The organism is Streptomyces sp. BBFR51, assembly GCF_044591655.1.
In the GTDB taxonomy this organism is placed as follows: Bacteria; Actinomycetota; Actinomycetes; order Streptomycetales; family Streptomycetaceae; genus Streptomyces.
Window position 1 is genome coordinate 1,002,500 of the sequence record NZ_CP172448.1, and the last position, 22,746, is coordinate 1,025,245.

Consider the following 22,746-nt stretch of genomic DNA (forward strand, 5'->3'; position numbering starts at 1 on the left):
ACGGTGGACTGGCCGAACCGAATCGGCGACGACCCGCGTACGACGAGGTGGGGGCACAGCAACGCCATGGCACAGGGCACGGTCCAGGTGACGCACACCGGCACCTCGCGGTGGCGGCGCCGCACAGGGGAGTACGCATCGCTCGCCGCCGCCCTGGAGGCCGCGGCCGACGGTGACGTCCTCACCGTCGCCCCCGGGACCTATCGGGAGAACCTCGTCGTTCAGCGGGCGGTGACCCTGCGCGGCCCCGAGGGTGCCCAGGGTTCGGTGCGGATCGCGCCCGTCGACGGCGTCCCGCTGACCGTGCGCGCCTCGGCGGTGATCCAGGACCTGCACGTCGAGGGCCAGGACGCGGCGGCGCCCGCGGTGCTCGTCGAGGACGGTACGCCGGAGCTGCTGAGCCTGCGGGTGGTGGCGCGTTCCGCCTCCGGGATAGAGGTGCGCGGCGGCGCGCGACCCACGGTGCGGCGCTGCACCGTCGACAATCCGGCCGGCGCCGGCATCGCCGTACTGGACGGCGGGGGCGGCGTGTTCGAGGAGTGCGAGGTCGTCTCGGCCGGGCAGGCGGGCGTCGCGGTGCGCTCCGGCGCCCACCCCCGGCTGGAGCGCTGCCGGGTGCATCACGCGGCGGGTTCCGGACTGACCGCGACGGGCGAGGGCTCCGCGCTGGAGGCCGTGGGCTGCGAGGTCTACGAGGTGCGGGGCAGCGGTGTGCAGATCACCGGCCGGGCCACGGCCCACCTGACCGACTGCGACGTGCACCGCACCACCGGCGACGGCGTCACGCTGGACACGGACGCGGTCCTCACGCTCGCCGACTGCCGCATCCACGACATCCCGGAGAACGCGGTCGACCTCAGGTCGCGCTCCGTCCTCACCCTGACCCGCACCAGCGTGCGGCAGTTCGGGCGCAACGGCCTGTCGGTGTGGGACCCGGGCACGCGGGTGGACGCCAACCAGTGCGAGATCTTCGACAGTACGGGCGACTATCCGGCGGTCTGGGTCAGCGACGGCGCCACCGCGGTGCTCGACTCCTGCCGGGTGCACGACGTGCCGGACGCGCTGTTCGTGCTGGACCGCGGATCGCGCGTGGACGTCGTCGACAGCGACCTCTCCCAGGTGCGCAACACCGCCGTGTCGGTGAGCGACGGCGCCACCGCGCAGCTCGACGACTGCCGCATCCGGGACGCGGCCACGGGCGCCTGGTTCCGCGACCACGGCAGCGGCGGGACCCTCAACAACTGCACGCTGGACGGCAATCGGACCGGCGTGATCGTCACCAAGGGCGCCGACCCCACCATCGAGCGCTGCACGGTCGACTCCCCCTCCGAGGCGGGCGTCTACGTGTCGGCCGGCGGCCGCGGCAGCTTCCTGAACTGCCGGGTGACCGGCAGCGCGGGCTACGGCTTCCACGTGATCGACGGCTGCCGTACGACGCTCAGGAAGTGCCGCACGGAACGCTGCGCGCGCGGCGGATACGAGTTCGCGGACGGCGGCCCCGACACGGCGTACGACTCCGGTCCGCTCGTCGAGGACTGCACCAGCGACGAGAGCGTCGGCCTGGCGGCGCCCGCCGCGCCGGAGCCGGTCGTGCAGACGGTGGCCCAGTCCCCCGGTCTGCTGGGCTCGATCCCGGGGCAGCGCACCACCGAGCAGGAGCCCCTCGTCGCGGCCGCCGCACCGCAGGAGACGGCGCGCACCTCGAAGGCCGTACTCGGTGAACTGGACGCGCTGGTCGGCCTCGACAGCGTCAAGCGCGAGGTGCGGGCCCTGACCGACATGATCGAGGTGGGCCGGCGGCGGCAGCGGGCGGGGCTGAAGGCCGCCTCGGTCAAACGGCACCTGGTCTTCACCGGCTCCCCCGGCACCGGCAAGACGACGGTCGCCCGGCTGTACGGCGAGATCCTCGCCTCGCTCGGCGTTCTGGAGAGGGGCCACCTCGTCGAGGTGTCCCGGGTCGACCTGGTGGGCGAGCACATCGGCTCCACGGCGATCCGCACCCAGGAGGCGTTCCAGCGGGCGCACGGCGGCGTGCTGTTCATCGACGAGGCGTACGCGCTCTCCCCCGAGGACGCGGGCCGCGACTTCGGCAAGGAGGCCATCGACACGCTGGTCAAGCTGATGGAGGACCAGCGGGAGTCGGTCGTCGTGATCGTCGCGGGCTACACGGCGGAGATGGAGCGCTTCCTGTCCGTCAACCCGGGGGTGGCCTCCCGCTTCTCACGGACCATCACCTTCGGCGACTACGCCCCCGAGGAGCTGTTGCGGATCGTGGAGCAGCAGGCCGACGAGCACGAGTACCGGCTGGCGCCCGGGACGGCCGAGGCGCTGACGAAGTACTTCACGGCGATTCCCAAGGGCCCGGCCTTCGGCAACGGCCGCACCGCCCGCCAGACCTTCGAGGCGATGGTGGAGCGCCACGCGAGCCGGGTCGCCCAGCTGGGTGACCCCAGCACGGACGACCTGACCCTGCTCTACGCGGACGACCTGCCGGATCTGCCGTAGCCGGGCACGCGCCCGTGCCGGAGTGGACTGCCGGAGGGGACTGCCGCAGGGGCTAACAGTCCCCGGGTCCGTCGTCCGCCGCCGGGACCGGTGCCGGGCCCTCGGTGTGGCGTGGCGCCGGTACCTGCGGGCGCAGTCGGGCCAGCAGCCGCCCGCGCTCCTCGGCGAAAACGGGGTCGGCCTGGTAGTCGGAGTGGCCGAGGATCGGCGCCGGCAGCGGGTGGAGGTCGGTCCGGCCGTACGTCAGGGGGTCCTTGAGGGGTGCGCGGTCCACCGCGGGGCCCGAGTCGCCGGGCAGCCGCATCGGGCCGCCGATGGGGTCGGTGCGCCGGTACAGGTTGCGCCAGCAGTCGACCTCCTCGTGCAGCGAGGCGAGCGCGGCCGGTCCGAAGTGGGCCGGGAACCAGCGGCCGTACAACCGCTCGAGCGGGGAGCCGTACGTGAGGAGGGCGACGCGCCTGCGGGCGGACGGCTCCAGCTGCCAGGACGCGGCGGCGGCGAGGACACTGCCCTGCGAGTGCCCGGAGATGACCAGCCGCCCGCCGGTGGCACGGGTCCAGGTCGCCATCCGCCAGGTCAGGTCGGGCACCGCGCGCTCGGCGTAGCAGGGCGGCGCGAAGGGGTGGGCGGCACGCGGCCAGAAGGTGCCGACGTCCCACAGGATGCCGATGCTGCGCCGCGCGGAGGGGTCCTTGTAGGCGCGCCTGCCCCAGGTGACGAACAGTATGAAACCGAGGCCGATGAGCCAGGATCCCAGCGCCTGGGCGGTCTGTGCGGCGCCGTGGACCACGGTGTACGTCCCGCGCGCGGCCTCGCCCGGCACCTGGTCGGTCGTCAGGGCGCCCACCAGGGCTCCGGCGCCGAGCAGCAAGGTGGCGGCGGAGGTGATGGCGACGAGGAGGGGAGCCCGGTCGGTGAGGGTGGCCATGGCGCGGGTGAGCGCGATGCGCCGGGTGCGCCCGGGGTCCCCGGCCTCCCCCGGGTGGTCGCCCTCCACGGCGTCGCGTTCCGCACGGGCCAGGCGAAGGGTGTGCCGGGCGAGCGCGGCGCACAGCAGGAGCACGACGACGAGCAGCGGCGGGATGACGGACGCCTGCCAGGTCAGCAGGACGGGCGGCCCGGCGACGCGGGTGCCCGTGCCGTCCATCCAGTCCCCCACCCGCTGCGCGACGCCGCCGGACATCACGCCGCCCAGCGCGCAGGCGAGCATGGCGACGGCGGGGCCGCCCAGGCCCCGGATCGCGGCGCGGGCGTCGGGACGGCTGCGGTGGAGCAGGTGGGCCACGACGGCGAGGGCGATGACCAGCAGTCCCTGCACCAGGGCGATGCCGCCGAAGGTCATGTCCCCGGACAGCCGGCCGCCCGACGTCCATCCCGGGCGTGCCCAGCCGCCGTACAGCAGGGCGAGGACGAACAGCACGAGGGCGGCGAGCGGCAGGCGTCGTACGAGGTGCTCGTCGAGGCGACGGTCGAGGCGGTTCTCGCTGCGGCCCCGGCGGCAGACCACCGCGACGACGGCGACCGCCCCGGCGGCCAGCGCGCCCACCAGGACCCAGCCCAGCGTGTCGAGCAGCGCGGGGCCACCCGGCCGGCGGTCGAAACGGGCCGCCGGTGTGCCGACCGCCGCGGCGACGGTCAGCAGGCCGGCAGCGGTGTGCGCGGCGCGCAGCCGGGCCACCAGGCGACGCCCGTACCAGAACCCGGGCCGGCCCAGCGCGGTGCGGCCGGGGTCCTCCTCGGCGTCGGTCTCGCGGTCCATCGGCTGCTGGGACTCGTAGGCCCGCCAGGTGCGCAGCGACAGGTACCACAGCAGCCCGGTCAGTGCGGCGGGCACCGCGGCCGCGAGGGCGAGCCTGCGACCGGGCGGGCTCCACCAGCCGCCGTCCGAGACCACCGGCGACATGAAGCCCAGCCAGGAGTGCCGCTGCGCACACGCGCGCGTGCCGGCGCACTGCCAGGCCACGAGGTCGAGCGCGACCTCGCAGGCGGCGGCGACCAGCAGCACCGTGAGCGTCAGGCCGGTCAGCCGCACCAGCAGCCCGTACAGGCGGACCGTCCGGATCCGGTCGTGGGCGGTTGGCCGCATCCAGTGGGCGAGGTTGACCACCATGAAGGGCAGGAGCAGCAGCCACAGGGCGCGGGTGCCGTTGCCGGACGTCAGGTTGCACCAGACGTAGGCCTCGGGCACCGGGCGGCCCCGGTAGTCCTCGGGCCGGGACTCGGCGTCGGCGTCCTCGGTGCGCCGGAAGACGGCCGCGATGTGGTCGCCGGTGATCCGCACGGTCCGCGGGTCGTCCAGCATCTCGGCGGGTGTCGTGCCGCCCACCCCGTGCACCAGGAGTTCCAGTGCGGTGCCGCTTCTCCCGTCCGTCCCCTCCGTACCGCCGCGCGGTCCGGGGGCGCCGTGCCCGCCCGTCCCGGCCCTTTCCTGCGCCTGTCCCACTGTCCGCACTCCCCCGTGACGCGCCGTCGGCTCTGTCCGTGCGGGCACAAGGATCTCCACTCCTCGGGCGTCGTACACCCCTCGGCACGGAATCTCCCCGATCCGTGTGACCTGTGACGGCGGGACGGGCCGGAGGGCGGTACGGGAGTGACATGTGCGCGGCGACGGGCGGTGGCGCGGCCGGTGACGTGGCGTGCGAGGATGGGACGTCCGCGCACGGGTGCGAGGAGAAGTCCTCATCAGAGCGAGTGCGTGGGCGTGTCGGAGGGTTTTGCGGCGAAAGGACCGAAGCGTACGTGAGTGAGAATCCGAACCTCCTCGCGGAGCAGCGGCGCGCCCTGATCCTCGACGAGGTGCGCCGCCGGGGCGGGGTCCGGGTCAACGAGCTGACCCGCAAGCTGGGTGTGTCGGACATGACGGTCCGCCGCGACCTCGACGCGCTGTCCCGGCAGGGTGTGCTGGAGAAGGTGCACGGCGGCGCGGTCCCGGTGGCCGAGGCGAGCACCCACGAGCCGGGATTCGAGGCCAAGTCGGGTCTGGAGCCGACCGCCAAGGAGGACATCGCGCGGGCCGCCGCGGAGCTGGTCGCGCCGGGCGCCGCGATCGCCCTGTCGGGCGGTACGACGACGTATGCGCTGGCGCACCGGCTGGTGGACGTGCCGGAGCTGACGGTGGTCACCAACTCGGTGCGGGTGGCCGACGTGTTCCACGTGGCGCAGCGCACCTCGGGGGCGCGGCAGGGAGCGGCCACGGTGGTGCTCACCGGCGGTGTGCGCACGCCCTCCGACTCGCTGGTGGGCCCGGTCGCCGACCAGGCGATCGCGACGCTCCACTTCGACGTGCTGTTCCTCGGCGTGCACGGGATATCGGCCGAGGCGGGCCTGTCCACTCCGAACCTCGCGGAGGCGGAGACCAACCGGCGTCTCGTGCAGTCGGCGCGGCGGGTCGTGGTGGTCGCCGACCACACCAAGTGGGGTGTCGTGGGCCTGAGTTCGTTCGCGACGCTGGAGCGCGTGGACACGCTGGTGACCGACTCCGGCCTGTCGGCGCAGGCCCGCGCGGAGGTCGCCGAGCACCTCGGTCTCGTCGTGGCGGGCGAGCCGGAGACCGCCACCGACTGACCTCGGCGGTACCCGGCCCCCTCCCCCGGCCCCGCTGACACCCGGCCCGCTCCCGGATATCGTGGCGCCACCCGTCCGATCCGTCCGCGTGTGCGGCTTCGTACTTCGTACAAGGGGGTTGTGGCCATGGCTCGCCGTCTGCGTCCGGTGGGTCTCGACTTCGTCGAGACGGCGCCGGTACGCCTGGTCTTCGCGCGGGAGATCGCCGCGGCTCCGGATCCGGTCTTCCGCGCGCTGGCCGAGGACGTGCCCGGCTGGACCGCGTGGTTCTCCGCGGTGACGTTCGCGCGGCCCATCGGCGAGGGCGCGGGGCGCGAGATCCGGCTCAGGGGCGGTACGCGCTTCGTGGAGACGGTGCTGGCGGCCGAGCGGCCCGAGGTGTACGCCTATCGCGTCGACGTCACCAACGCGCCGGGCGCCCGGGCCATGCTCGAACACTGGCGGCTGACGCCTGCCGGGACCGGTACGCGCGTGCAGTGGACGTTCGCGGCGGACGGTACGGCGCCGTTCCGTTTCGTGCTCGACCGGGCGCGTCCGGGGCTGGGGCGGGCCTTCCGGGGCGCGGTCACGTCGCTGGACCGGCGGCTGACGCGCCCGTAGTGCCGCGGTCGGCTCAGCCGGGCCAGGTGCCGGTGTGCAGCAGGGATTCGATGGCCGCCGTGTACGGCTCGATGTCGAGGCCCTGTTCGGCGAGCCAGGCGTCCGAGTAGTACTTGTCGAGGTACCGGTCCCCCGGATCGCACAGCAGCGTCACGACGCTGCCCCGGTCTCCGGCGGCCACCATCTCGGCGACGATCTTCAGCGCGCTCCACAGTCCGGTGCCCGTGGAGCCGCCCGCCTTGCGGCCGATGGCCCGCTCCAGCGAACGTACGGCCGCGACGCTCGCCGCGTCCGGCACCTTCATCATGCGGTCGATCGCTCCGGGCACGAAGCTCGGTTCCATCCGGGGGCGGCCGATGCCCTCGATCCGGGAGCCGCGGTCGCAGGACACGTCGGGATCGCCGGTGGTCCAGCCCTCGAAGAAGCAGGAGTTCTCCGGGTCGGCGACGCAGACGCGGGTGTCGTACTGCATGTAGTGGACGTAGCGCGCGAGGGTCGCCGAGGTCCCTCCGGTGCCGGCCGTGGCGACGATCCAGGACGGCTCGGGGTACCGTTCCAGCCGCAGTTGGCGGAAGGTCGACTCGGCGATGTTGTTGTTGCCCCGCCAGTCGGTGGCGCGTTCGGCGTAGGTGAACTGGTCCATGTAGTGGCCGCCGGTCTCCGCCGCGAGGCGGGCGGACTCCTCGTACATGCGACGGGAGTCGTCCACGAAATGACATCGGCCGCCGTGGAACTCGATCAGGCGGATCTTCTCGGTGCTGGTCGTGCGGGGCATGACGGCGATGAAGGGCACGCCGATCAGAGACGCGAAGTACGCCTCGGAGACGGCCGTCGAGCCACTGGACGCCTCGATCACCGGGCTGTCCGGCCGGATCCAGCCGTTGCACAGGCCGTAGAGGAACAGGGAGCGGGCGAGGCGGTGCTTGAGGCTGCCGGTCGGGTGGGTCGACTCGTCCTTCAGGTACAGGTCGATGCCCCAGTGCTCCGGGAGCGGGAACAGGAGCAGGTGCGTGTCGGCCGAGCGGTTGGCGTCGGCCTGGACCTTGCGGACGGCCTCTTTCAGCCAGGCGCGATAGGCGGTGTCGCTGTGGTCCACGTCGAGGGTGACGCCGGTGCCGGTGGGTCGGGCAGTGCTCACGACGGGGCTCCTTACGCTGTGCGCCGACGGCGGGCAGCGCGGCCGACGCCTCGATCATAAGCACCTTCCGCACGCTTCTCACCTGCATAAACACACCTTTGGGCGCCTCAAAGGCAGCCCTGGGGCGCGGCGGTGGAGGCGACGGGGGGCGCATTCGCGCGAGTGCTCCGGTCGCCTCCGGAAAGGGAGGGCGCGTACTGGTGCTCGGGGCGCGGTAGGGGCAGACTGCCAGCGGGCGGGACGGGGTTCCCGCCGCGGGCGCACACTGGAGCACGACACGAGCCGGTACCGAGGGCATCGCGGGCGCGGTCCGGCAACCGACGCGCACGAGGGGGCGACGGCATGGCGGAGCCGGAGTTCAGGGCCACGGGGGTGCGGATCGGCAAACGGCTGCGCTCACTCACCCGGGCCGGAACGGTCCGGATCAGCGGTGGCCGGGTCGAGTTGCTCACCAGCTACGGCAGTGAGATAGACAGCGCGCCCGTGCAGGCGGTGCGCGCCTCCCGGCCGTGGTTCGGCCCGCAGGACCGTGCGCTGGCCGACCTCAACGGCAAGCGGTACCTGCTGACCCTCGGCGAGCGGGACCCCGCCCCCGGTGAACCGGGCCCGCCCGCGGCCCGCCGTTTCATCGAGGCGGTGCGCCGGGCGGCCGGACGCCGCGCCTGAGAGATGTCCGTAAGTTGCGGTGCCTCACCCCTTGCGTCACGCTGGTCTCACGTCACTCTGGGTTTACCGGCGATAACGCTGCGAACCAGCCCGCCGGCCATGACAGCGGGCGGCGCGTGCCGCGTGCGCCCCGCTGGATCCGAACTCCGTGTTCTTCCGGACCTCTATGTCGGGGAGTCGCAGCCGTGATCAGTCACCCAAGCAGACACTGCACGGTGGAGCTCCAAGCCCTGCCGTCGCGGATCGGCCAGGTCCGCAGAATCGTATCTGCGCAATTGCGCTACTGGCATATGGACTTCCTGATCGACCGGGCGACGCTCGGCGTGACGGAGTTGTTGACCAACGTCCACCTGCATGCCCGGCCCGACAAGACGTGCACCGTGGAGATAGAGCTGCTCCTGGACCGGCTCACGGTCTCGGTGCGCGACCACGATGCGCGACTGCCCGTCGTGGACGACGCCGCGCCGCTCGCGACGTGCGGGCGCGGGCTCGCCATGGTGGCCGCGATGAGCGAGAGCTGGGGCGCCCGGCCGGACGGCGGGTCGGGCAAGGTCGTCTGGTTCACGCTCCCGACGGCTGTCACCTCCGCTCCGGTCACCGCGTCGCCCGTCTCGGCGCGCCCGCCGCGCCGTCTGATCGAGGAGGTGCCGGCCGCCGCGTTCGCGGAGGTCGACCACGCGGTCGACCTCGCGAGACCCCAACCCGCTCCCGCCCGGTCGGCCGTTGCCGGCTGACCGGGCGGTGACCCCCGGCTGCCGCGGGCCGTGCGGCGCCGTTCCGGCCGGTGTCCGGAGCGGGTCCGCACCGTCGGGTGCCGGCAACCACCGGGAGTGGCCGTGCCCCTGACGGCGCGTCGGCTCGTGCCCGCGGCGTGACGAGGCGCGGCGCCGTCCGTTGCGTGGGCGCACCTGCGGGACGGCCGGGTGCCACCGTGACGAGGGCGGGCCCAGCCCCGGGTGGGTCTCCCCGGACCAGGTGGGCTCGGGCAGCGTGACGCTTGCGCCGGGTCGGTGCACCGACGCGGGCCGTACGCGGCTGCGGTGGCGCCGCGCAAGGCCCCGGTCGGCCACTCCCGGCCCCGGGCGGCCGCCCCGCGTCCCGGCCGGACGCCCGCCACGCGCTCCGCGCTGCCGTTGCACCGGGCACCGGGGGCGCCGACAGCCGTCGGCCGGCACACCGGCCGTCGTGGGGTGGGTGTGCCGGCCGGGTTCGCCGGGGTGTGGCGGGGACGGCGGGTGCTACTCGGTGGCGACGGCGCGCAGTACGTCCAGGCGGGACGCCCGCCGGGCCGGGCGCAGGCCCGCGAGGGCACCGGCCGCGAGGCCGACCAGTGCCACCACCGCGAGCTGCACCGGCGGCACGGCGAAGGCGAACGCGCTGTCCGAGGCGCCGTCGGAGGCCGCCACGAGGACCCAGCCCAGGAAGGCGCCGAGGCCGAGCCCGCCGACCGTTCCGAAGGCCGCGACCAGGACCGACTCCCAGCGGACCATGGCCCGCAGCTGGGCCCTGGTCTGTCCCACGGCCCGCAGCAGGCCGAGTTCGCGGGTGCGCTCGTGGACCGCCAGGGTGAGGGTGTTGGCGATGCCGAGCAGGGCGATGAGCACCGCGAGGGCGAGCAGCGCGTAGACGAGGGTCAGCATCATGTCGATGCCGCCCGCGGAGGACTGCGCGTACTCGTCCCGGGTCTGCACCTCGGGGTTGCCGTACCGGTCGGCGACCTTCTGGACCGCGGCCTTGCCCGCGTCCGCGTCCACGCCGTCCTTGAAGGCGACGGCGACCAGGGTGTCGGAGTCCTGGGTGCGGTGCGGGGCCCAGGCGGCGCGGGTGATGACGTAGTCGCCGGCGAGTTCGGACTGCCCGTAGACCGCGCGGACGGTGAAGGTCTCGCTTCGGCCGTCGGTGAAGGTGAGGCGGGTCGTCTCGCCGGTGGCCAGGCCCGCCTTCTCGGCCTCGCTCTCGGTGATCGCGATGCCGTCGGTGCCGAGGGAGTCCAGCGAGCCGCGGACGGTGCCCAGGTCGAAGGTGCGGTTCAGTGCGCCGGGGTCGGTGACGGTCAACGCCCGGCCCTCGCCGTCCACTTCGGCCACTCCTCGGCCGAGTCCGACGGCGGTCTCCACCTCGGGCAGCTCCCGGACCGCGCCGGCCAGCCGCGGGCTGAGGCCGCTGCCGCCCGCTCCGAAGGACGGAGCGCTTACGGCGACGTCGCCCGCGAAGGACCGGGAGACGGTCTGGTCCATGGTCGCCTTGAGCGAGGCTCCGAAGACGGTGAACAGCGACACGACGGCCACGCCGATCATCAGCGCCCCGGCGGTGGCCGCCGTGCGCTTGGGGCTGCGCAGGGCGTTGCGCCGGGCGAGGACACCCGTGACGCCGCGCAGCCGGCCCAGCGGGGCACCGAGTACGCGTACGGCGGTGGAGGAGGCGACCGGGCCGAGCACCACGAAGGCGGCCAGGGCCAGTACGGCGCCCAGTCCCGCCAGCCACACCGACGGGGAGAGCAGGACACCGGTCAGCGTCACCGCGAGGGCGAGCGCGAGCAGCGCCGTGCCCGTGAGCGCCCGCGCGCGGGAGGCGCCGGACGTGTCCACCGCCGTCTCGCGCAGCGCGGCCAGGGGTGCGGTGCGCCCGGCCCGGGCCGCGGGCAGCAGGGCGGAGCCGAGGCAGACCACGACGCCGACGGCGAGCGGGAGCAGCATGGACAGCGTGCTGATCACCAGGGCGCCCTCGGGGAAGGGGAAGCCGATCGCCGGGAACAGCGCCTGGAGTCCGGCCGCGATGCCGATGCCGCCCGCGAGACCCGCGGCGGACGCGGTCACGGCCACGACGGCCGCCTCGACGAGGGTGGCGGCGGTGACCTGTCGGCGGGAGGCGCCGAGCGCGCGCAGCAGGGCGTTCTCGCGGGTGCGCTGGGCGACCACGATGGCGAAGGTGTTGTGGATCGAGAAGGTCGCGACCAGCAGGGCGATGCCGGAGAAGACGAGCAGGAAGGTCGTGAACAGGGTGAGGAACTGGCTGGAGATCATGTCGGTGTTCTCCGCGGCCGACTCCTGCCCGGTGATGGCCTCGACTCCCCCCGGCAGTACGGGGGTCAGCCGGTCGACGAGTTCCTGCTGGCCGACGCCCGGTCCGGCCCGCACCTGGATGCTCGCCGCCTCACCGGGACGTGCGGTGAGGTACTTCTCGGCGTCGGCCGCCGTCATGCCGGTGAAGGTCACCTGGGCCATGCCGTCCTCGCCGCCGAAGGTCGCGAGGCCGACGACGGTGACCTTCACGGGGTCGGGGGTGCGCAGCGTGGTCGTGTCGCCGATCGCGAGGCCGCCCTTCTCGGCGGCGCCCCGGTTGACGACGACCTCGCCGGACTGCTGCGGGGCGCGGCCCTCGGCGAGGCGGTACGGGTTCAGCTCCGGGTCGGTGATCCAGTTGCCCGCCAGGGTGGGCGGGCCCTGGCCTCCGACCGGGTCGCCGTTCGCGCCGACGAGCTGGCCGGCGCCCTGGATGCTGGGGGCGACGGCCGCGACGCCCGGCACCCGCTCGACGGTCCGCAGCAGGTCGGTGCCGACCGGCTGCCGTACGCCCTGGCTCTCGCCGGGTGTGGTGATGGCGTCGGCGCTGCGCACCACGGCGTCCGTGCCGCTGGTGGCGTTGCCGAACATGGTGTCGAAGCTCGCGCGGAGCGTGTCGCCCATGACCAGGGTGCCGGCCAGGAAGGCGACGCCGAGGACCACGGCGAGGAAGGTCCCGGCGAAACGCCGCTTGTGGGCCCTGAGTGAGGAGACGCTCAGGCGGACGGAGGCGTTCATGACGGCACCTCGAAGGCTTTCATCCGGTCCAGGACCTTGTCGGCGGTCGGGGCGTCCATGCGGTCGACGAGGCGTCCGTCCGCGAGGAAGACGACCTCGTCGGCGTGGGCGGCGGCGACCGGGTCGTGGGTGACCATGACGACCGTGCGACCCGTCTGCCGCACGGTGCGGCCGAGCAGGCCCAGCACCTCGCCGCCGGAGCGGGAGTCGAGGTTTCCGGTGGGCTCGTCGGCGAAGACCACGTCCGGCTGTCCGGCGAAGGCGCGGGCCACGGCGACGCGCTGCTGCTGTCCGCCGGAGAGTTCGGAGGGACGGTGGTGGAGGCGGTCGCGCAGCCCTACGACGTCGATCAGCGCGTCGACCCACTCGGTGTCGCCCCGCCGGCCGGCGAGGTCGAGGGGGAGGGTGATGTTCTCGGCGACGGTCAGTGTCGGCACGAGGTTGAAGGCCTGGAAGACGAAGCCGACCCGGTCGCGGCGCAGCAGGGTGAGCCGGCGGTCGTCGAGGGTGCTCAGGTCGGTGTCGCCGATGTGGGCGGTGCCCGAGGTGAGTGTGTCCAGGCCGGCGGCGCAGTGCATGAGGGTGGACTTGCCGGAGCCCGAGGGGCCCATGATGGCGGTGAAGCGGCCGGCCGGAAAGTCCACGCCGACCCCGTCGAGGGCGCGTACGGCGGTGTCGCCACCGCCGTACACCTTGACCGCGTCGACGACCCGGGCCGCTGCCCTGGTGGCAGTCGTCGTGGTCATGCCGCACCGCCCTTGCCCGTCCGGCCGAACTGCTCGTCCAGTACGGACAGCCGGCGCCAGTACTCGTCCTCGTCGATCTCGCCGGAGGCGAAGCGGTGGCCGAGCACCGTGATGGGCGAGTTGTCCTCGACCGTGGTCGGCCGCCCGGGGCCGCGGCGCCCGCGCCACACCGTGCGGCGCAGCAGGGTGATGCCGCCGCCGATGATCAGGACCCAGATCACCGGGAAGAGCAGGATCCACGGGCCGGGCCCGCCGTCGCCGAAGTGTGCCAGGGTCTCCATGTCGTCCAACTCCTCGGTCGGGATGTCCTTCGTGTCGCTTTCGAGCGTCGCTCCGGGAGTGGGTCCTGGTCGTCGTACGGCCAGCGGCACTGTGCGTACCCCGCGGGGAGTACTCCGGCGGTCAGCCGCTGCTTCCTGCGTCCTCGACCTCGCACCCTCGACTTCTGTAACTACTAGTATGTACAGTGCGTGCATGAGCACCTCGGAACGACTGATCGAGTCCACCCGCGAGCTGCTGTGGGAGCGCGGGTACGTGGGCACCAGCCCCAAGGCGATCCTCGAACGCGCGGAGGCCGGGCAGGGCAGCATGTACCACCACTTCAAGGGCAAGCCCGATCTCGCGCTGGCCGCGATCCGGCGCACGGCCCAGGAGATGCGGGCCACCGCCGAGGCGGTGCTCACCGGTCCGGGCACGCCGTACGAGCGCGTCGAGGCGTATCTGCTGCGCGAGCGCGACGTGTTGCGCGGGTGCCCGGTCGGGCGGCTGACCATGGACCCGGACGTGATCGCCGACGACGCCCTGCGCGCACCGGTGGACGAGACACTCGACTGGCTGCGCGAGCAGATCGCCCAGTTGGTCGAGGAGGGCCGGGAGCAGGGCGAGTTCGCGCTCTCGCTGGACGGCGAGGAGATCGCGGCGGCCGTCGTCGCCACCGTCCAGGGCGGCTATGTCCTGGCTCGCGCGTCCGGCTCGCCCGCCGCCTTCGACGCGGGCGTCCGAGGACTGCTCTCCCTGCTGTCGGCTCACAAGAGCCCCGCGTCGTAGAGGAGTTCGGATCCGTGTACATCACCCGACAGCGCCCCGGGACCCAGCGGGGCGCGACCGAGAACTTCACCGGCACGGTCTGGCTGGACGAGATCGCCGCGCCCCCGCCACCCTCCCGGCTCCGCATGTTCCACGTCCACTTCGCCCCGGGCGCGCACACCGCCTGGCACCGCCATCCGCACGGCCAGGTCCTGCACATCCTCCAGGGCGAGGGCCGGGTGCAGCGCGGGGGCGGTGAGGTGGAGGCCGTCCGAGCGGGCGACACCGTGTGGATCGAACCGGACGAGTGGCACTGGCACGGGGGCGGTCCGCACACCTTCATGAGCCATCTCGCGGTCGTCGAGGCCGCCGGGGACGGCACGACCGCCGAGTGGGGCGAACACGTCGCCCCCAAAAACCGCCGCGCCTGAGGAGCCGTCCGATGCACGCCATGCAGTACACCTTCACCCTGCCCGCCGACTACACGATGGACGTCGTCCGCGAGCGGGTGGCCCGCACCGGGCACCTGCTGGACGACTGGCCGGGCCTCGGGATCAAGGCCTATCTGATCCGGGAGCGCGGGAAGGACGGCTCGCCGGTCAACCAGTACGCGCCGTTCTACCTGTGGCGCACCGTGGAGGGCATGAACTCCTTCCTCTGGGAGGGCGCCTTCCAGCGGCCCACCGACGACTTCGGCCGGCCCGCGGTCCGGCAGTGGACGGGCCTGGCGTACGAGGAGGGCGCCGCCGCCGGCTCCCCCGCGCGGGTGGCGGTACGGCGGCGGCAGCCGGTGCCGGAAGGTGTACCGCTGACGGAGGTGGCGGCGCGGGCGGTGCGGGAGACCGGGCGGCTGGCGGCCTTGGACGGGGCGGTGCTCGCGGCGGCGGTCGTGGACACCGGCGCCTGGGAGCTGGTCCACTTCTCGCTCCACGCGCACGGCGCGCCCGACGGGGTGGAGGGCGAGGTCTTCCGGGTGCTGCGTCTCTCGGAGCCGGGGCGGGACCTGCTGCCCCAAGGGCGCCAGTGGTGAGCGCCGTCCGCACGGTCCTCGGGGACGTGCCCGCCGGGGAGTTGGGCGTGTGCGACGCGCACGACCACCTGTTCTTCGCCAGTCCCCGGCTGCCCGGCGAGGAGCTGCGCGGCGTGGCGGCGGCGCGGGCGGAGCTGGCCGCGTTCCGGGAGCTGGGCGGCGGGACGGTGGTGCAGTGGACGCCGTACGGTCTGGGCCGGCGGGCCGCCGATCTGCCGGCCCTGGCCCGGGAGACCGGCGTGCACGTGGTGGCCGCGACGGGGCTGCACCAGGACGTCCACTACGACGAGGGCACGCTCGCCGCGCTGCGGGACCGGGCCGCCGACGTCTTCGTCGCCGAACTGACCCGGGGCATCGGCACCTCGGGCGTCCGCGCGGGGCTGATCAAGGTGGCGGGCGGGTTCCACGCGCTCGACGCGCACGCGCGGTGGACCATGTCGGCGGCGGCCGAGGCGCACCACGCGACGGGGGCGCCCGTCGCCGTGCACCTGGAACTGGGCACCGGCGCCCTGGACGTACTGGAGCTGCTGTGCGGCGAGTTGGGCGTGCCGCCGCACCGGGTGGTTCTCGGTCACCTCAACCGCTCCCCCGACCCCGTGGCACACCGGCAGGCCGCCGGGTCGGGGTGCTACCTGGCCTTCGACGGGCCGTCGCGGGCCCATCACGCCACCGACTGGCGGATGCCGGACGCCGTGCGGGACCTCGCCGAGGCGGGCCACGGCGATCAGCTGCTGCTCGGCGGCGACACGACGACGGCGGCCGCGCGGTCGGTGAACGGCGGTCCGGGCATGCCGTATCTGCTGCGCCGCGTGGCACCCCGGCTGGCGCTCGCCGTGGGCGAGGAGCTGGTGCGGCGCGTCCTCACCGAGAATCCCGCGCGGGCTTTCGCCGTCCAGTGGCGCTGACGTCCGCCCGCCCCCAGACCCCGGCCCGACGGGAGACCCCTCATGCCCTTCGTCCGCATCGACGCCCACGGCACCGTCGCCGGCCGACTCGACGCGCTCGGCCGTGCCGTCCACGACGCCCTGGTGGAGACGCTCGGCATTCCGTCCGACGATCGTTTCCAGGTCCTGACCGGTCACGACGGCGTCCGCGGCGCGCTGCGGTACGACGACTACCTCGGCGTGCACCGGGACGAGGGCATCGTGTTCGTGGCGATCACGCTGCGGTCGGGGCGGGCGACCGGGCAAAAGCAGGCGCTGTACCGCCGGATCGCCGAACTCGCCGAGGCCTACGCGGGCACCGCGCCGCGCAACGTGTTCGTCACCCTGACCGAGAACACCTCCGCGGACTGGTCGCTGGGCCACGGCCTCGCCCAGTACGTAGGCTCGGGATCATGCTGAGACTCGGAATCCCCGTCATCGGCGTCACGGACGTCCCCCGCGCGGTCGCCTTCTGGACGGCAGCGCTGCCCCTGGTCGCCACGCAGGAGTGGGGGAGCGAGAGCTGGCGAACGCTCGAGCACGCGGACGGCTCCGGGCGGGCCCTCGGTCTGATGCGCAGCGACTCTCCGGCCGAGCCGCGGCCCCGGCTCCACCTCGACCTGTTCACGGACTCGGCGGAGGAACAGCGGGCGGAGGTGCGGCGGCTGATCGGTCTCGGGGCGCGGGCCGTCGAGTGGGACCACTACCCGCCCGACCCCGACTTCGTCGTCCTCGCCGACCCGGACGGCAACGTCTTCTGCGTCGTCGACCTCAGCCACGCCCCCAGCGGCGGCGAGCGGCCCGCGCCCTGAGGCGAACACCGTCCGGATTGCGACGCGTCCCTACGTCAGCGCGCCGAGGGGGTCGTCCAGGACCGGCTGCCAGGCCAACTCGGCGGCGCCGACCAGGCTGTTGTGGTCCAGGCTGCAGGGCAGGATCGGCACGCCGCCGCTCTGGCCCCACAGGCTGCGGTCGGCGACGACCGCGCGCAGCCGCTCGGGGGCCGCGTCGAGGAGTGCGCCGTGGAGTCCGCCGAGGATGATGCGGTCCGGGTTGAGGATGTTCACCAGGCCGGCCAGGCCCAGGCCGAGGCGGTCGACGAGGGTCTCGGTGGCGGTGCGGACGGCCGGGTCGGCGTAGTGCTCGCGGATCAGGTCGTAGGACTGCTGGAGCAGGGACACCTCCGGTCCCGGCTCGCGGCCGGCCGCCCTGAGGAAGGCCAGCGGGTCGGCCTCCACGTCCAGGCAGCCGCAGCCGCCGCAGTAGCAGGGGCGGCCGTCGGGGTTGACGGTGAGGTGGCCGACCTCCAGGGCGAGACCCGAACTGCCGGAGTGCAGGCGGCCGTCGAGCACCAGCGCACCGCCGACCCCGCGGTGGCCGGTGGCCACGCACAGCAGGTCGCGCGCGCCGCGTCCGGCGCCGTGGCGGTGTTCGGCGAGGGCGGCGAGGTTGACGTCGTTCGCGGCGAACGCGGGTCCCTCGATCCCGGCGGCGCGCACCTGCTCCGCGAAGATCCGCCGCACGGGCGCGCCCGCCGGCCAGGCCAGGTGCAGCGGGTTCAGGGCCAGGCCCTCCGGTTCCGCGACGGCGGACGGCACGGCGAGTCCGGCGCCCACGCAGCGCCGTCCGGTCTCCCTCAGGAGTTCGGCTCCGGTCTCGACGACGGAGGCCAGCACCTTCGTCGGGTCGGCGTCGACGACCTCGCAGCCGGGCGCGGTGGCGACGATCCGGCCGCCGAGGCCGACCAGCGCCGCGCGGAAGCCGTCGGCGTGGACCTGGGCGGCGAGGGCGACGGGCCCGTCCTCGGCGATCGAGAGGCGGTGCGAGGGGCGGCCCTGCGAACCGGCCGCCGCGCCGGGCCGGGCGTCCACCCGGATCAGGCCGAGCGCCTCCAGTTCGGCCGCGACCGCGCCGGCCGTGGCGCGGGTCACGCCCAGCTCCGCGGTGAGGACGGCGCGGGTGGGGGCGCGTTCGGTGTGGACGAGCTCCAACGCGGGTCCGAGCGCACCGCGCCCCCGGTCCAGCCGCGTCCTCGAGGTGGTCCCTTCCCCCGCCGCCCGGGGGTCCGCCTTGCCGCTCATGAGGGCGAGTCTCCCATGATCCGAAGATGTGGCGAGCCTAGAGGCCGCTGACCCTGAGCGTGATGTTCAGCCGCCCGGTGAGTCCCAACTCGGGCGGCGCGGTGCCCGCGTGCACCCTGGGCACCCCGTGGTACGCGAGCCGGGACGGGCCGCCGAAGACGAACAGGTCGCCGCTGCGCAGCTCGGTGTCGGTGCAGGGGCGGGTCCGGGTCTCCGGGTTGCCGAAGCGGAAGACGCAGGTGTCACCGAGACTGAGCGAGACCACGGGCGCGTCGGAGCGCTCGTCGGCGTCGCGGTGCATGCCCATGCGGGCGTCGGCGTCGTAGAAGTTGATCAGCGCGATGTCGTACGGCGCCCGTGCCACCGCGTCGGCGCCCAGCGCGTCGGTCACCGCGCGGCGGGCGAGGTCGTCGAGCCAGGCCGGGAAGGGCTTCACCGGCGTGCCGTCGCCGTCGACGGCGGTGTCGGCGTAGCCGTACGGGTACCAGTGCCGGCCGAGGCACACCTGCCGGGCGGTCATGGTGCCCCCGCCGGGGGTGCGCACCGTGCGCAGTCCGGCCGGCGGACGGGCCCACGCGCGGCAGGCGCGCAGCAGCTCGGCCTGCCGTCCCGCGTCCAGCCAGTCCGGCACGTGGACGGCGCCGGGCGCGGTCTCGGTACGGGTCCTGGGGAACAGCTCGGTGTCCATGTCTCCATCCTGCCCCCGCCCTGCCCCCGCGCCCCGACTCCCCGGGCGCGACCGGTGCTGAGCTGCGGCTCGGCTAGCCTGGGCACACGATGAACGACCGCAGCGACCGTATGACGACGCCATGGGGCGAGCACGTGCTGTCCCGCTTCCCCGAGGACCCGCGCGACCGGCTCCGTGCCTGGGACGCCTCCGACGAGTACCTGCTCGGGCACCTCGCGGAACGGGAGGTGCCGCTGTCCGGCACGGTCGTGGTCGTCGGTGACCGCTGGGGCGCGCTGGCGACGGCGCTGGCGGCGCACCGGCCGGTGCAGATCACCGACTCCCACCTCACGCGGGAGGCGACGCGCGCCAATCTGGAGCGGGCGGGCGCCGAACCGGGCGCGGTGGGCCTGCTCACCACGCGGGACGCGCCGCCGGACCGCGTCGACGTGCTGCTGGTGCGGGTGCCGAAGAGCCTGGCGCTGCTGGAGGACCAGTTGCTGCGGCTGGCGCCCGCGCTGCACGAGGGCACGGTCGTGGTCGGCACCGGGATGGTGAAGGAGATCCACACCTCGACGCTCCGGCTGTTCGAGCGGATCGTCGGCCCGACGCGGACCTCCCTGGCCGTGAAGAAGGCCCGGCTGATCTTCTCCACGCCCGACCCCGCGCTGAAGCGCCCCGCCAACCCCTGGCCGCTGAGCTACTCGCTCCCCGACGACGTCGGGCCGCTCTCCGGCCGGACCGTCGTCAATCACGCCGGCGTCTTCTGCGCCGACCGGCTCGACATCGGCACCCGGTTCTTCCTCCAGCACCTGCCGGACGCCGGGGGCTCTCGGCGGGTGGTGGACCTGGGCTGCGGCAACGGTGTGGTCGGCACGGCGGTGGCGCTGACCGCTCCGGACGCCGAGGTGCTGTTCACCGACGAGTCGTTCCAGGCCGTGGCGTCGGCGCGGGCGACGTACGAGGCGAACGGGGCGGCCGGGCACGCGGAGTTCCGGGTCGGCGACGGGCCGGCCGGGGTGCCGGACGGCAGTGTCGACATGGTGCTCAACAACCCGCCGTTCCACTCCCACCAGGCGACGACCGACGCCACCGCGTGGCGGATGTTCACCGGGGCACGGCGGGTGCTGCGCCCCGGCGGTGAGCTGTGGGTGGTCGGCAACAGGCACCTGGGCCACCACGTCAAGCTGCGGCGCCTGTTCGGAAACTGTCACCTGGTGGCCGGTGACCGGAAGTTCGTCGTGCTGAAGGCCGTCAGGGAGTAGCCCCGGCGACCACCTGGATGATGGTCGCCACCGCCCGGGCCATGGCTTCCCTTCCGGCGGTGAGGTAGCCGCGCGAGTCGACCGCCTCGGGACGGGCGGCGAGGTGTTCCCTGATCGCGCCGGTCATGGCGATGTTGAGCGCGGTGCCGACGTTGACCTTGGCGATGCCGCCCGCGACGGCCGCGGCAAGTTCGCCGTCCGGGACTCCGGAGGAGCCGTGCAGGACGAGGGGCACGTCCAGGGTGCCGGACAGTTCCCCCAGCAGGTCGTGGTCGAGGACGGCGGTGCGCGTGGTCATGGCGTGGGAGCTGCCGACCGCGACGGCCAGGGCGTCCACCCCGGAGTCGTCGACATAGGCGCGTGCCTCGGCGGGGTCGGTGCGGGCGCCGGGGGCGTGGGCGTCGAGCGGAGGTGCACCGTTCTTGCCGCCGACCTCCCCCAACTCGGCCTCGATCCACAGCCCCTGGGCGTGCGCCCAGTCGGCGGCGGCCCGGGTCGCCGCGAGGTTCTCCGCGTAGGGCAGCCGGGAGGCGTCGTACATCACGGAGCTGAACCCGGCGTCCCTGGCCTCGCGCAGCAGGCTGTCGCTCTGGACGTGGTCGAGGTGCAGGGCGACGGGCACGGCGGCGCCCTCGGCGGCGGCGACGGCCGCGCGGGCCAGGGGCAGCAGGCGGCCGTAGCGGTACTTCACGGCGTTCTCGCTGACCTGGAGGACGACGGGCATACGGACGGACTCGGCGCCCGCGACGACGGCCTCGACGTGTTCCAGGGTGATGACGTTGAAGGCGGCGACGGCGGAGCGCGCGGCGGCGGCACGGCCGACGAGGTCGCCGGTGGTGGCGAGGGGCACGGTGGGTTCCTTCCCGGGCGGCGGAGGGCGGGCGTCAGGGGGCGAGGATCACCGAGCGGGTGAGGTGGCGGGGGCGGTCCGGGTCGAGGCCGCGGGCATCGGCGACGGCGACGGCGAGCCGCTGGGCGCGGACCAGTTCGGCGAGCGGGTCCAGCTCACCGGGCACCCACAGCGCGCCGGTCTCGCGGACCTGGTCGGCCAGCCCCTCGGGTGCCTCGCCGAACATCCAGGTCGCCGTGCCCGCGGTGCTGATGCTGATGGGGCCGTGCCGGTACTCCATCGCCGGGTAGGCCTCGGTCCAGGACAGGGAGGCCTCGCGCATCTTCAGGCCGGCCTCGTTGGCCAGTCCGACGGTCCAGCCACGGCCGAGGAAGGTGAACTGGGTGCGTTCGACGAGCCCTTCGGGCAGCTCGGCCGCGAGGGCGGCGCGGGCGTCGGCGACGACCGCGTCGGTGTGCAGGCCCAGGTGGGCGCGGAGCAGGGTGAGGGCGGTGGTCGCGAACCGCGTCTGCACGACCGAGCGTTCGTCCGCGAAGTCGAGGACGACCACGTCGTCCGCGGCGTTCATGACCGGGGTCCGGGGGTCCGCGGTCAGCGCGACGGTACGGGTGCGGCCCTTCAACGCCGTGAGCAGCTCCAGCACTTCGGTGGTGGTGCCGGAGCGGGTGAGGGCCACGACACGGTCGTACGCGCGGCCCGTGGGGAACTCGGAGGCGGCGAAGGCGTCCGTCTCGCCCTGGCCGGCACCCTCGCGCAGCGCCGCCGCCGACTGCGCCATGAAGTACGAGGTGCCGCATCCGACGACCGCCACCCGCTCCCCCGCCGCCGGGAGCGCCGCCGTGTGCCGAGCCGCTTCTGCGGCGGCGCGCGTCCAGCACTCGGGCTGGCTGTTGAGCTCGTCCTCGACGTACGTCATGCCGCACACTCCCCGATCACTGACCCATGCCCCTCTGGGCGCGGCCCGTTGGCCTGGCTGCTTGTTCCTGCAAGATATAGCGAGCTTTTGAGCACAATCAAGCAATCCGAGGGAAGTGTGCGGTGCGCTAGGGTCGGCGGAAGATCGAGGAACGGAGGGGCCGGATGTCGCGCGACGCCCGCTGGAAGGCGCTGCTGGAACTGCTCGTCGAGCGCGGCCGGCTGGACGTCGAGGAGGCGGCCACCGAGCTGGAGGTCTCCGCCGCGACGATCCGCCGTGACTTCGACCGGCTCGCCGAACAGCAGATGCTCGTGCGCACGCGAGGCGGCGCGGTCGTGCACGGGGTGTCGTACGAACTGCCGCTGCGCTACAAGACCGCCCGCCGCGCCTCGGAGAAGCAGCGGGTCGCACAGGCGGTGGCCGCGCTGGTGGCGCCCGGCGAGGCGGTGGGTCTGACCGGGGGCACGACCACCACGGAAGTCGCGCGCGCCCTGGCCGTGCGCACCGACCTGGCCTCCGGCACCCCCGCGCTGACCGTGGTCACCAACGCGCTCAACATCGCTAACGAGCTGGCCGTCCGGCCGCAGTTCAAGATCGTGGTGACCGGTGGCGTGGCACGGGCGCAGTCGTACGAGCTGATCGGACCGCTCGCGGACGGGGTGTTGGGCCAGGTGACGCTCGACGTGGCGGTGCTGGGCGTCGTCGGCTTCGACGTCGCGCACGGTGCCGCGGCCCACGACGAGGCGGAGGCCGCGATCAACCGGATGCTGTGCGAGCGTGCCGAGCGTGTGGTGGTGGCCGCCGACTCCAGCAAGCTGGGGCGGCGGGCGTTCGCCCGGATCTGCGCGACCGAGTCGGTGGACACGCTGGTCACGGACGGTGCGGCCGACCCGGAGCTGGTGCGCCAGTTCGAGGAGGCCGGGGTCCGGGTCGTCACGGCCTGAGGTGTCCTCCGTACAGGCCCCGCGA

The 22,746-nt window shown here is 74.0% G+C and carries 22 protein-coding genes; 13 read left to right on the plus strand and 9 right to left on the minus strand.

Translation table 11 applies throughout. The features are described 5' to 3' along the window. The first annotated feature begins 66 nt into the window (after positions 1-66). On the plus strand, positions 67-2,505 hold the full coding sequence (locus ACGH7X_RS04620) for a right-handed parallel beta-helix repeat-containing protein (protein ID WP_399881893.1): 2,439 nt from the start codon (positions 67-69) through the stop codon (positions 2,503-2,505). Positions 2,506-2,557: 52 nt separating this feature from the next. On the opposite strand, the gene ACGH7X_RS04625 is transcribed toward ACGH7X_RS04620, so the two are convergent. Then, a complete protein-coding gene (locus ACGH7X_RS04625) occupies positions 2,558-4,948 on the minus strand; it encodes a hypothetical protein (protein ID WP_399881895.1) in 2,391 nt (796 codons plus the stop codon). Positions 4,949-5,244: 296 nt separating this feature from the next. Here ACGH7X_RS04625 and ACGH7X_RS04630 point away from each other — a divergent pair, with 296 nt between their 5' ends. Further along, positions 5,245-6,069: a DeoR/GlpR family DNA-binding transcription regulator gene (locus ACGH7X_RS04630; RefSeq protein ID WP_399881897.1), complete on the plus strand. Its 825-nt coding sequence runs from the start codon at positions 5,245-5,247 to the stop codon at positions 6,067-6,069. Between the two features lie 126 nt (positions 6,070-6,195). Then, on the plus strand, positions 6,196-6,669 hold the full coding sequence (locus tag ACGH7X_RS04635) for an SRPBCC family protein (protein ID WP_399881899.1): 474 nt from the start codon (positions 6,196-6,198) through the stop codon (positions 6,667-6,669). 13 nt (positions 6,670-6,682) lie between these two features. Here the strand turns inward: ACGH7X_RS04635 and ACGH7X_RS04640 are convergent, their stop codons facing one another. Next, positions 6,683-7,807 carry a PLP-dependent cysteine synthase family protein gene (locus tag ACGH7X_RS04640; protein ID WP_399881900.1) on the minus strand — a complete coding sequence of 375 codons (1,125 nt, stop codon included), beginning with the start codon at positions 7,805-7,807 and terminating at the stop codon, positions 6,683-6,685. 342 nt (positions 7,808-8,149) lie between these two features. Here ACGH7X_RS04640 and ACGH7X_RS04645 point away from each other — a divergent pair, with 342 nt between their 5' ends. Together ACGH7X_RS04645 and ACGH7X_RS04650 are read left to right on the plus strand one after the other, a co-directional pair. Further along, positions 8,150-8,473, plus strand: coding sequence for a hypothetical protein (locus ACGH7X_RS04645; RefSeq protein ID WP_217169435.1), 324 nt, complete (start codon positions 8,150-8,152; stop codon positions 8,471-8,473). A gap of 185 nt (positions 8,474-8,658) precedes the next feature. Continuing rightward, entirely contained in the window at positions 8,659-9,207 is a 549-nt protein-coding gene (locus ACGH7X_RS04650; protein WP_399881901.1) for an ATP-binding protein, read from the plus strand. Between the two features lie 504 nt (positions 9,208-9,711). Here the strand turns inward: ACGH7X_RS04650 and ACGH7X_RS04655 are convergent. From ACGH7X_RS04655 to ACGH7X_RS04665, 3 genes are read right to left on the minus strand one after another with little or no spacing between them, the layout of a single operon-like run. Next, positions 9,712-12,273 (minus strand): ABC transporter permease, encoded by a 2,562-nt coding sequence (locus tag ACGH7X_RS04655; protein WP_399881902.1) that lies wholly within the window; start codon positions 12,271-12,273, stop codon positions 9,712-9,714. Further along, complete coding sequence (locus ACGH7X_RS04660) at positions 12,270-13,019, minus strand: ABC transporter ATP-binding protein (RefSeq protein WP_399881903.1); 750 nt, start codon at positions 13,017-13,019, stop codon at positions 12,270-12,272. Before ACGH7X_RS04660 ends, ACGH7X_RS04655 begins: the two co-directional genes overlap by 4 nt. Next, entirely contained in the window at positions 13,016-13,300 is a 285-nt protein-coding gene (locus ACGH7X_RS04665) for an SHOCT domain-containing protein (RefSeq protein ID WP_399881905.1), read from the minus strand. Before ACGH7X_RS04665 ends, ACGH7X_RS04660 begins: the two co-directional genes overlap by 4 nt. A gap of 193 nt (positions 13,301-13,493) precedes the next feature. Here ACGH7X_RS04665 and ACGH7X_RS04670 point away from each other — a divergent pair, with 193 nt between their 5' ends. From ACGH7X_RS04670 to ACGH7X_RS04695, 6 genes are read left to right on the plus strand one after another with little or no spacing between them, the layout of a single operon-like run. After that, a complete protein-coding gene (locus ACGH7X_RS04670; protein WP_254395785.1) occupies positions 13,494-14,066 on the plus strand; it encodes a TetR/AcrR family transcriptional regulator in 573 nt (190 codons plus the stop codon). 14 nt (positions 14,067-14,080) lie between these two features. After that, the gene (locus tag ACGH7X_RS04675) at positions 14,081-14,476 is read left to right on the plus strand and encodes a cupin domain-containing protein (RefSeq protein WP_399881908.1); all 396 of its coding nucleotides are present in this window, start codon (positions 14,081-14,083) and stop codon (positions 14,474-14,476) included. 11 nt (positions 14,477-14,487) lie between these two features. Then, positions 14,488-15,075: a DUF4865 family protein gene (locus ACGH7X_RS04680; protein ID WP_399881910.1), complete on the plus strand. Its 588-nt coding sequence runs from the start codon at positions 14,488-14,490 to the stop codon at positions 15,073-15,075. Further along, positions 15,072-15,980, plus strand: a complete 909-nt coding sequence (locus ACGH7X_RS04685; RefSeq protein ID WP_399881912.1) for a phosphotriesterase — start codon at positions 15,072-15,074, stop codon at positions 15,978-15,980. Before ACGH7X_RS04680 ends, ACGH7X_RS04685 begins: the two co-directional genes overlap by 4 nt. 42 nt (positions 15,981-16,022) lie before the next feature. Beyond that, positions 16,023-16,418, plus strand: coding sequence for a tautomerase family protein (locus ACGH7X_RS04690; protein WP_399881914.1), 396 nt, complete (start codon positions 16,023-16,025; stop codon positions 16,416-16,418). Continuing rightward, positions 16,412-16,810 carry a VOC family protein gene (locus ACGH7X_RS04695; RefSeq protein ID WP_217169445.1) on the plus strand — a complete coding sequence of 133 codons (399 nt, stop codon included), beginning with the start codon at positions 16,412-16,414 and terminating at the stop codon, positions 16,808-16,810. Before ACGH7X_RS04690 ends, ACGH7X_RS04695 begins: the two co-directional genes overlap by 7 nt. Before the next feature lie 30 nt (positions 16,811-16,840). Here ACGH7X_RS04695 and ACGH7X_RS04700 read toward each other — a convergent pair whose 3' ends face one another. Then, positions 16,841-18,079 (minus strand): ROK family protein, encoded by a 1,239-nt coding sequence (locus ACGH7X_RS04700; RefSeq protein WP_399881916.1) that lies wholly within the window; start codon positions 18,077-18,079, stop codon positions 16,841-16,843. Positions 18,080-18,116: 37 nt separating this feature from the next. After that, the gene (locus ACGH7X_RS04705) at positions 18,117-18,767 is read right to left on the minus strand and encodes an alpha-ketoglutarate-dependent dioxygenase AlkB family protein (RefSeq protein ID WP_399881918.1); all 651 of its coding nucleotides are present in this window, start codon (positions 18,765-18,767) and stop codon (positions 18,117-18,119) included. Positions 18,768-18,877: 110 nt separating this feature from the next. On the opposite strand from ACGH7X_RS04705, the gene ACGH7X_RS04710 reads away from it, so the two are divergent. Beyond that, the gene (locus ACGH7X_RS04710) at positions 18,878-20,011 is read left to right on the plus strand and encodes a methyltransferase (protein WP_399896783.1); all 1,134 of its coding nucleotides are present in this window, start codon (positions 18,878-18,880) and stop codon (positions 20,009-20,011) included. Here ACGH7X_RS04710 and ACGH7X_RS04715 read toward each other — a convergent pair. Both ACGH7X_RS04715 and ACGH7X_RS04720 read right to left on the minus strand, forming a co-directional pair. Next, positions 20,001-20,861: a ketose-bisphosphate aldolase gene (locus ACGH7X_RS04715; protein ID WP_399881920.1), complete on the minus strand. Its 861-nt coding sequence runs from the start codon at positions 20,859-20,861 to the stop codon at positions 20,001-20,003. The genes ACGH7X_RS04710 and ACGH7X_RS04715 overlap by 11 nt on opposite strands. A gap of 34 nt (positions 20,862-20,895) precedes the next feature. Next, positions 20,896-21,777 carry an SIS domain-containing protein gene (locus tag ACGH7X_RS04720; RefSeq protein ID WP_399881921.1) on the minus strand — a complete coding sequence of 294 codons (882 nt, stop codon included), beginning with the start codon at positions 21,775-21,777 and terminating at the stop codon, positions 20,896-20,898. Between the two features lie 164 nt (positions 21,778-21,941). Here ACGH7X_RS04720 and ACGH7X_RS04725 point away from each other — a divergent pair, with 164 nt between their 5' ends. After that, on the plus strand, positions 21,942-22,721 hold the full coding sequence (locus ACGH7X_RS04725) for a DeoR/GlpR family DNA-binding transcription regulator (protein ID WP_399881923.1): 780 nt from the start codon (positions 21,942-21,944) through the stop codon (positions 22,719-22,721). Positions 22,722-22,746 lie beyond the last annotated feature (25 nt).

Bases quoted from the DNA above. Each gene is read 5' to 3' on its own strand.
- ACGH7X_RS04665 (WP_399881905.1), bottom strand. From the start codon at position 13,300: ATGGAGACCCTGGCACACTTCGGCGACGGCGGGCCCGGCCCGTGGATC.
- ACGH7X_RS04695 (WP_217169445.1), top strand. From the start codon at position 16,412: ATGCTGAGACTCGGAATCCCCGTCATCGGCGTCACGGACGTCCCCCGC.
- ACGH7X_RS04660 (WP_399881903.1), bottom strand. From the start codon at position 13,019: ATGACCACGACGACTGCCACCAGGGCAGCGGCCCGGGTCGTCGACGCG.
- ACGH7X_RS04710 (WP_399896783.1), top strand. From the start codon at position 18,878: ATGACGACGCCATGGGGCGAGCACGTGCTGTCCCGCTTCCCCGAGGAC.
- ACGH7X_RS04670 (WP_254395785.1), top strand. From the start codon at position 13,494: ATGAGCACCTCGGAACGACTGATCGAGTCCACCCGCGAGCTGCTGTGG.
- ACGH7X_RS04705 (WP_399881918.1), bottom strand. From the start codon at position 18,767: ATGGACACCGAGCTGTTCCCCAGGACCCGTACCGAGACCGCGCCCGGC.
- ACGH7X_RS04720 (WP_399881921.1), bottom strand. From the start codon at position 21,777: ATGACGTACGTCGAGGACGAGCTCAACAGCCAGCCCGAGTGCTGGACG.
- ACGH7X_RS04690 (WP_399881914.1), top strand. From the start codon at position 16,023: ATGCCCTTCGTCCGCATCGACGCCCACGGCACCGTCGCCGGCCGACTC.
- ACGH7X_RS04645 (WP_217169435.1), top strand. From the start codon at position 8,150: ATGGCGGAGCCGGAGTTCAGGGCCACGGGGGTGCGGATCGGCAAACGG.
- ACGH7X_RS04620 (WP_399881893.1), top strand. From the start codon at position 67: ATGGCACAGGGCACGGTCCAGGTGACGCACACCGGCACCTCGCGGTGG.
- ACGH7X_RS04655 (WP_399881902.1), bottom strand. From the start codon at position 12,273: ATGAACGCCTCCGTCCGCCTGAGCGTCTCCTCACTCAGGGCCCACAAG.
- ACGH7X_RS04635 (WP_399881899.1), top strand. From the start codon at position 6,196: ATGGCTCGCCGTCTGCGTCCGGTGGGTCTCGACTTCGTCGAGACGGCG.
- ACGH7X_RS04725 (WP_399881923.1), top strand. From the start codon at position 21,942: ATGTCGCGCGACGCCCGCTGGAAGGCGCTGCTGGAACTGCTCGTCGAG.
- ACGH7X_RS04700 (WP_399881916.1), bottom strand. From the start codon at position 18,079: ATGAGCGGCAAGGCGGACCCCCGGGCGGCGGGGGAAGGGACCACCTCG.
- ACGH7X_RS04680 (WP_399881910.1), top strand. From the start codon at position 14,488: ATGCACGCCATGCAGTACACCTTCACCCTGCCCGCCGACTACACGATG.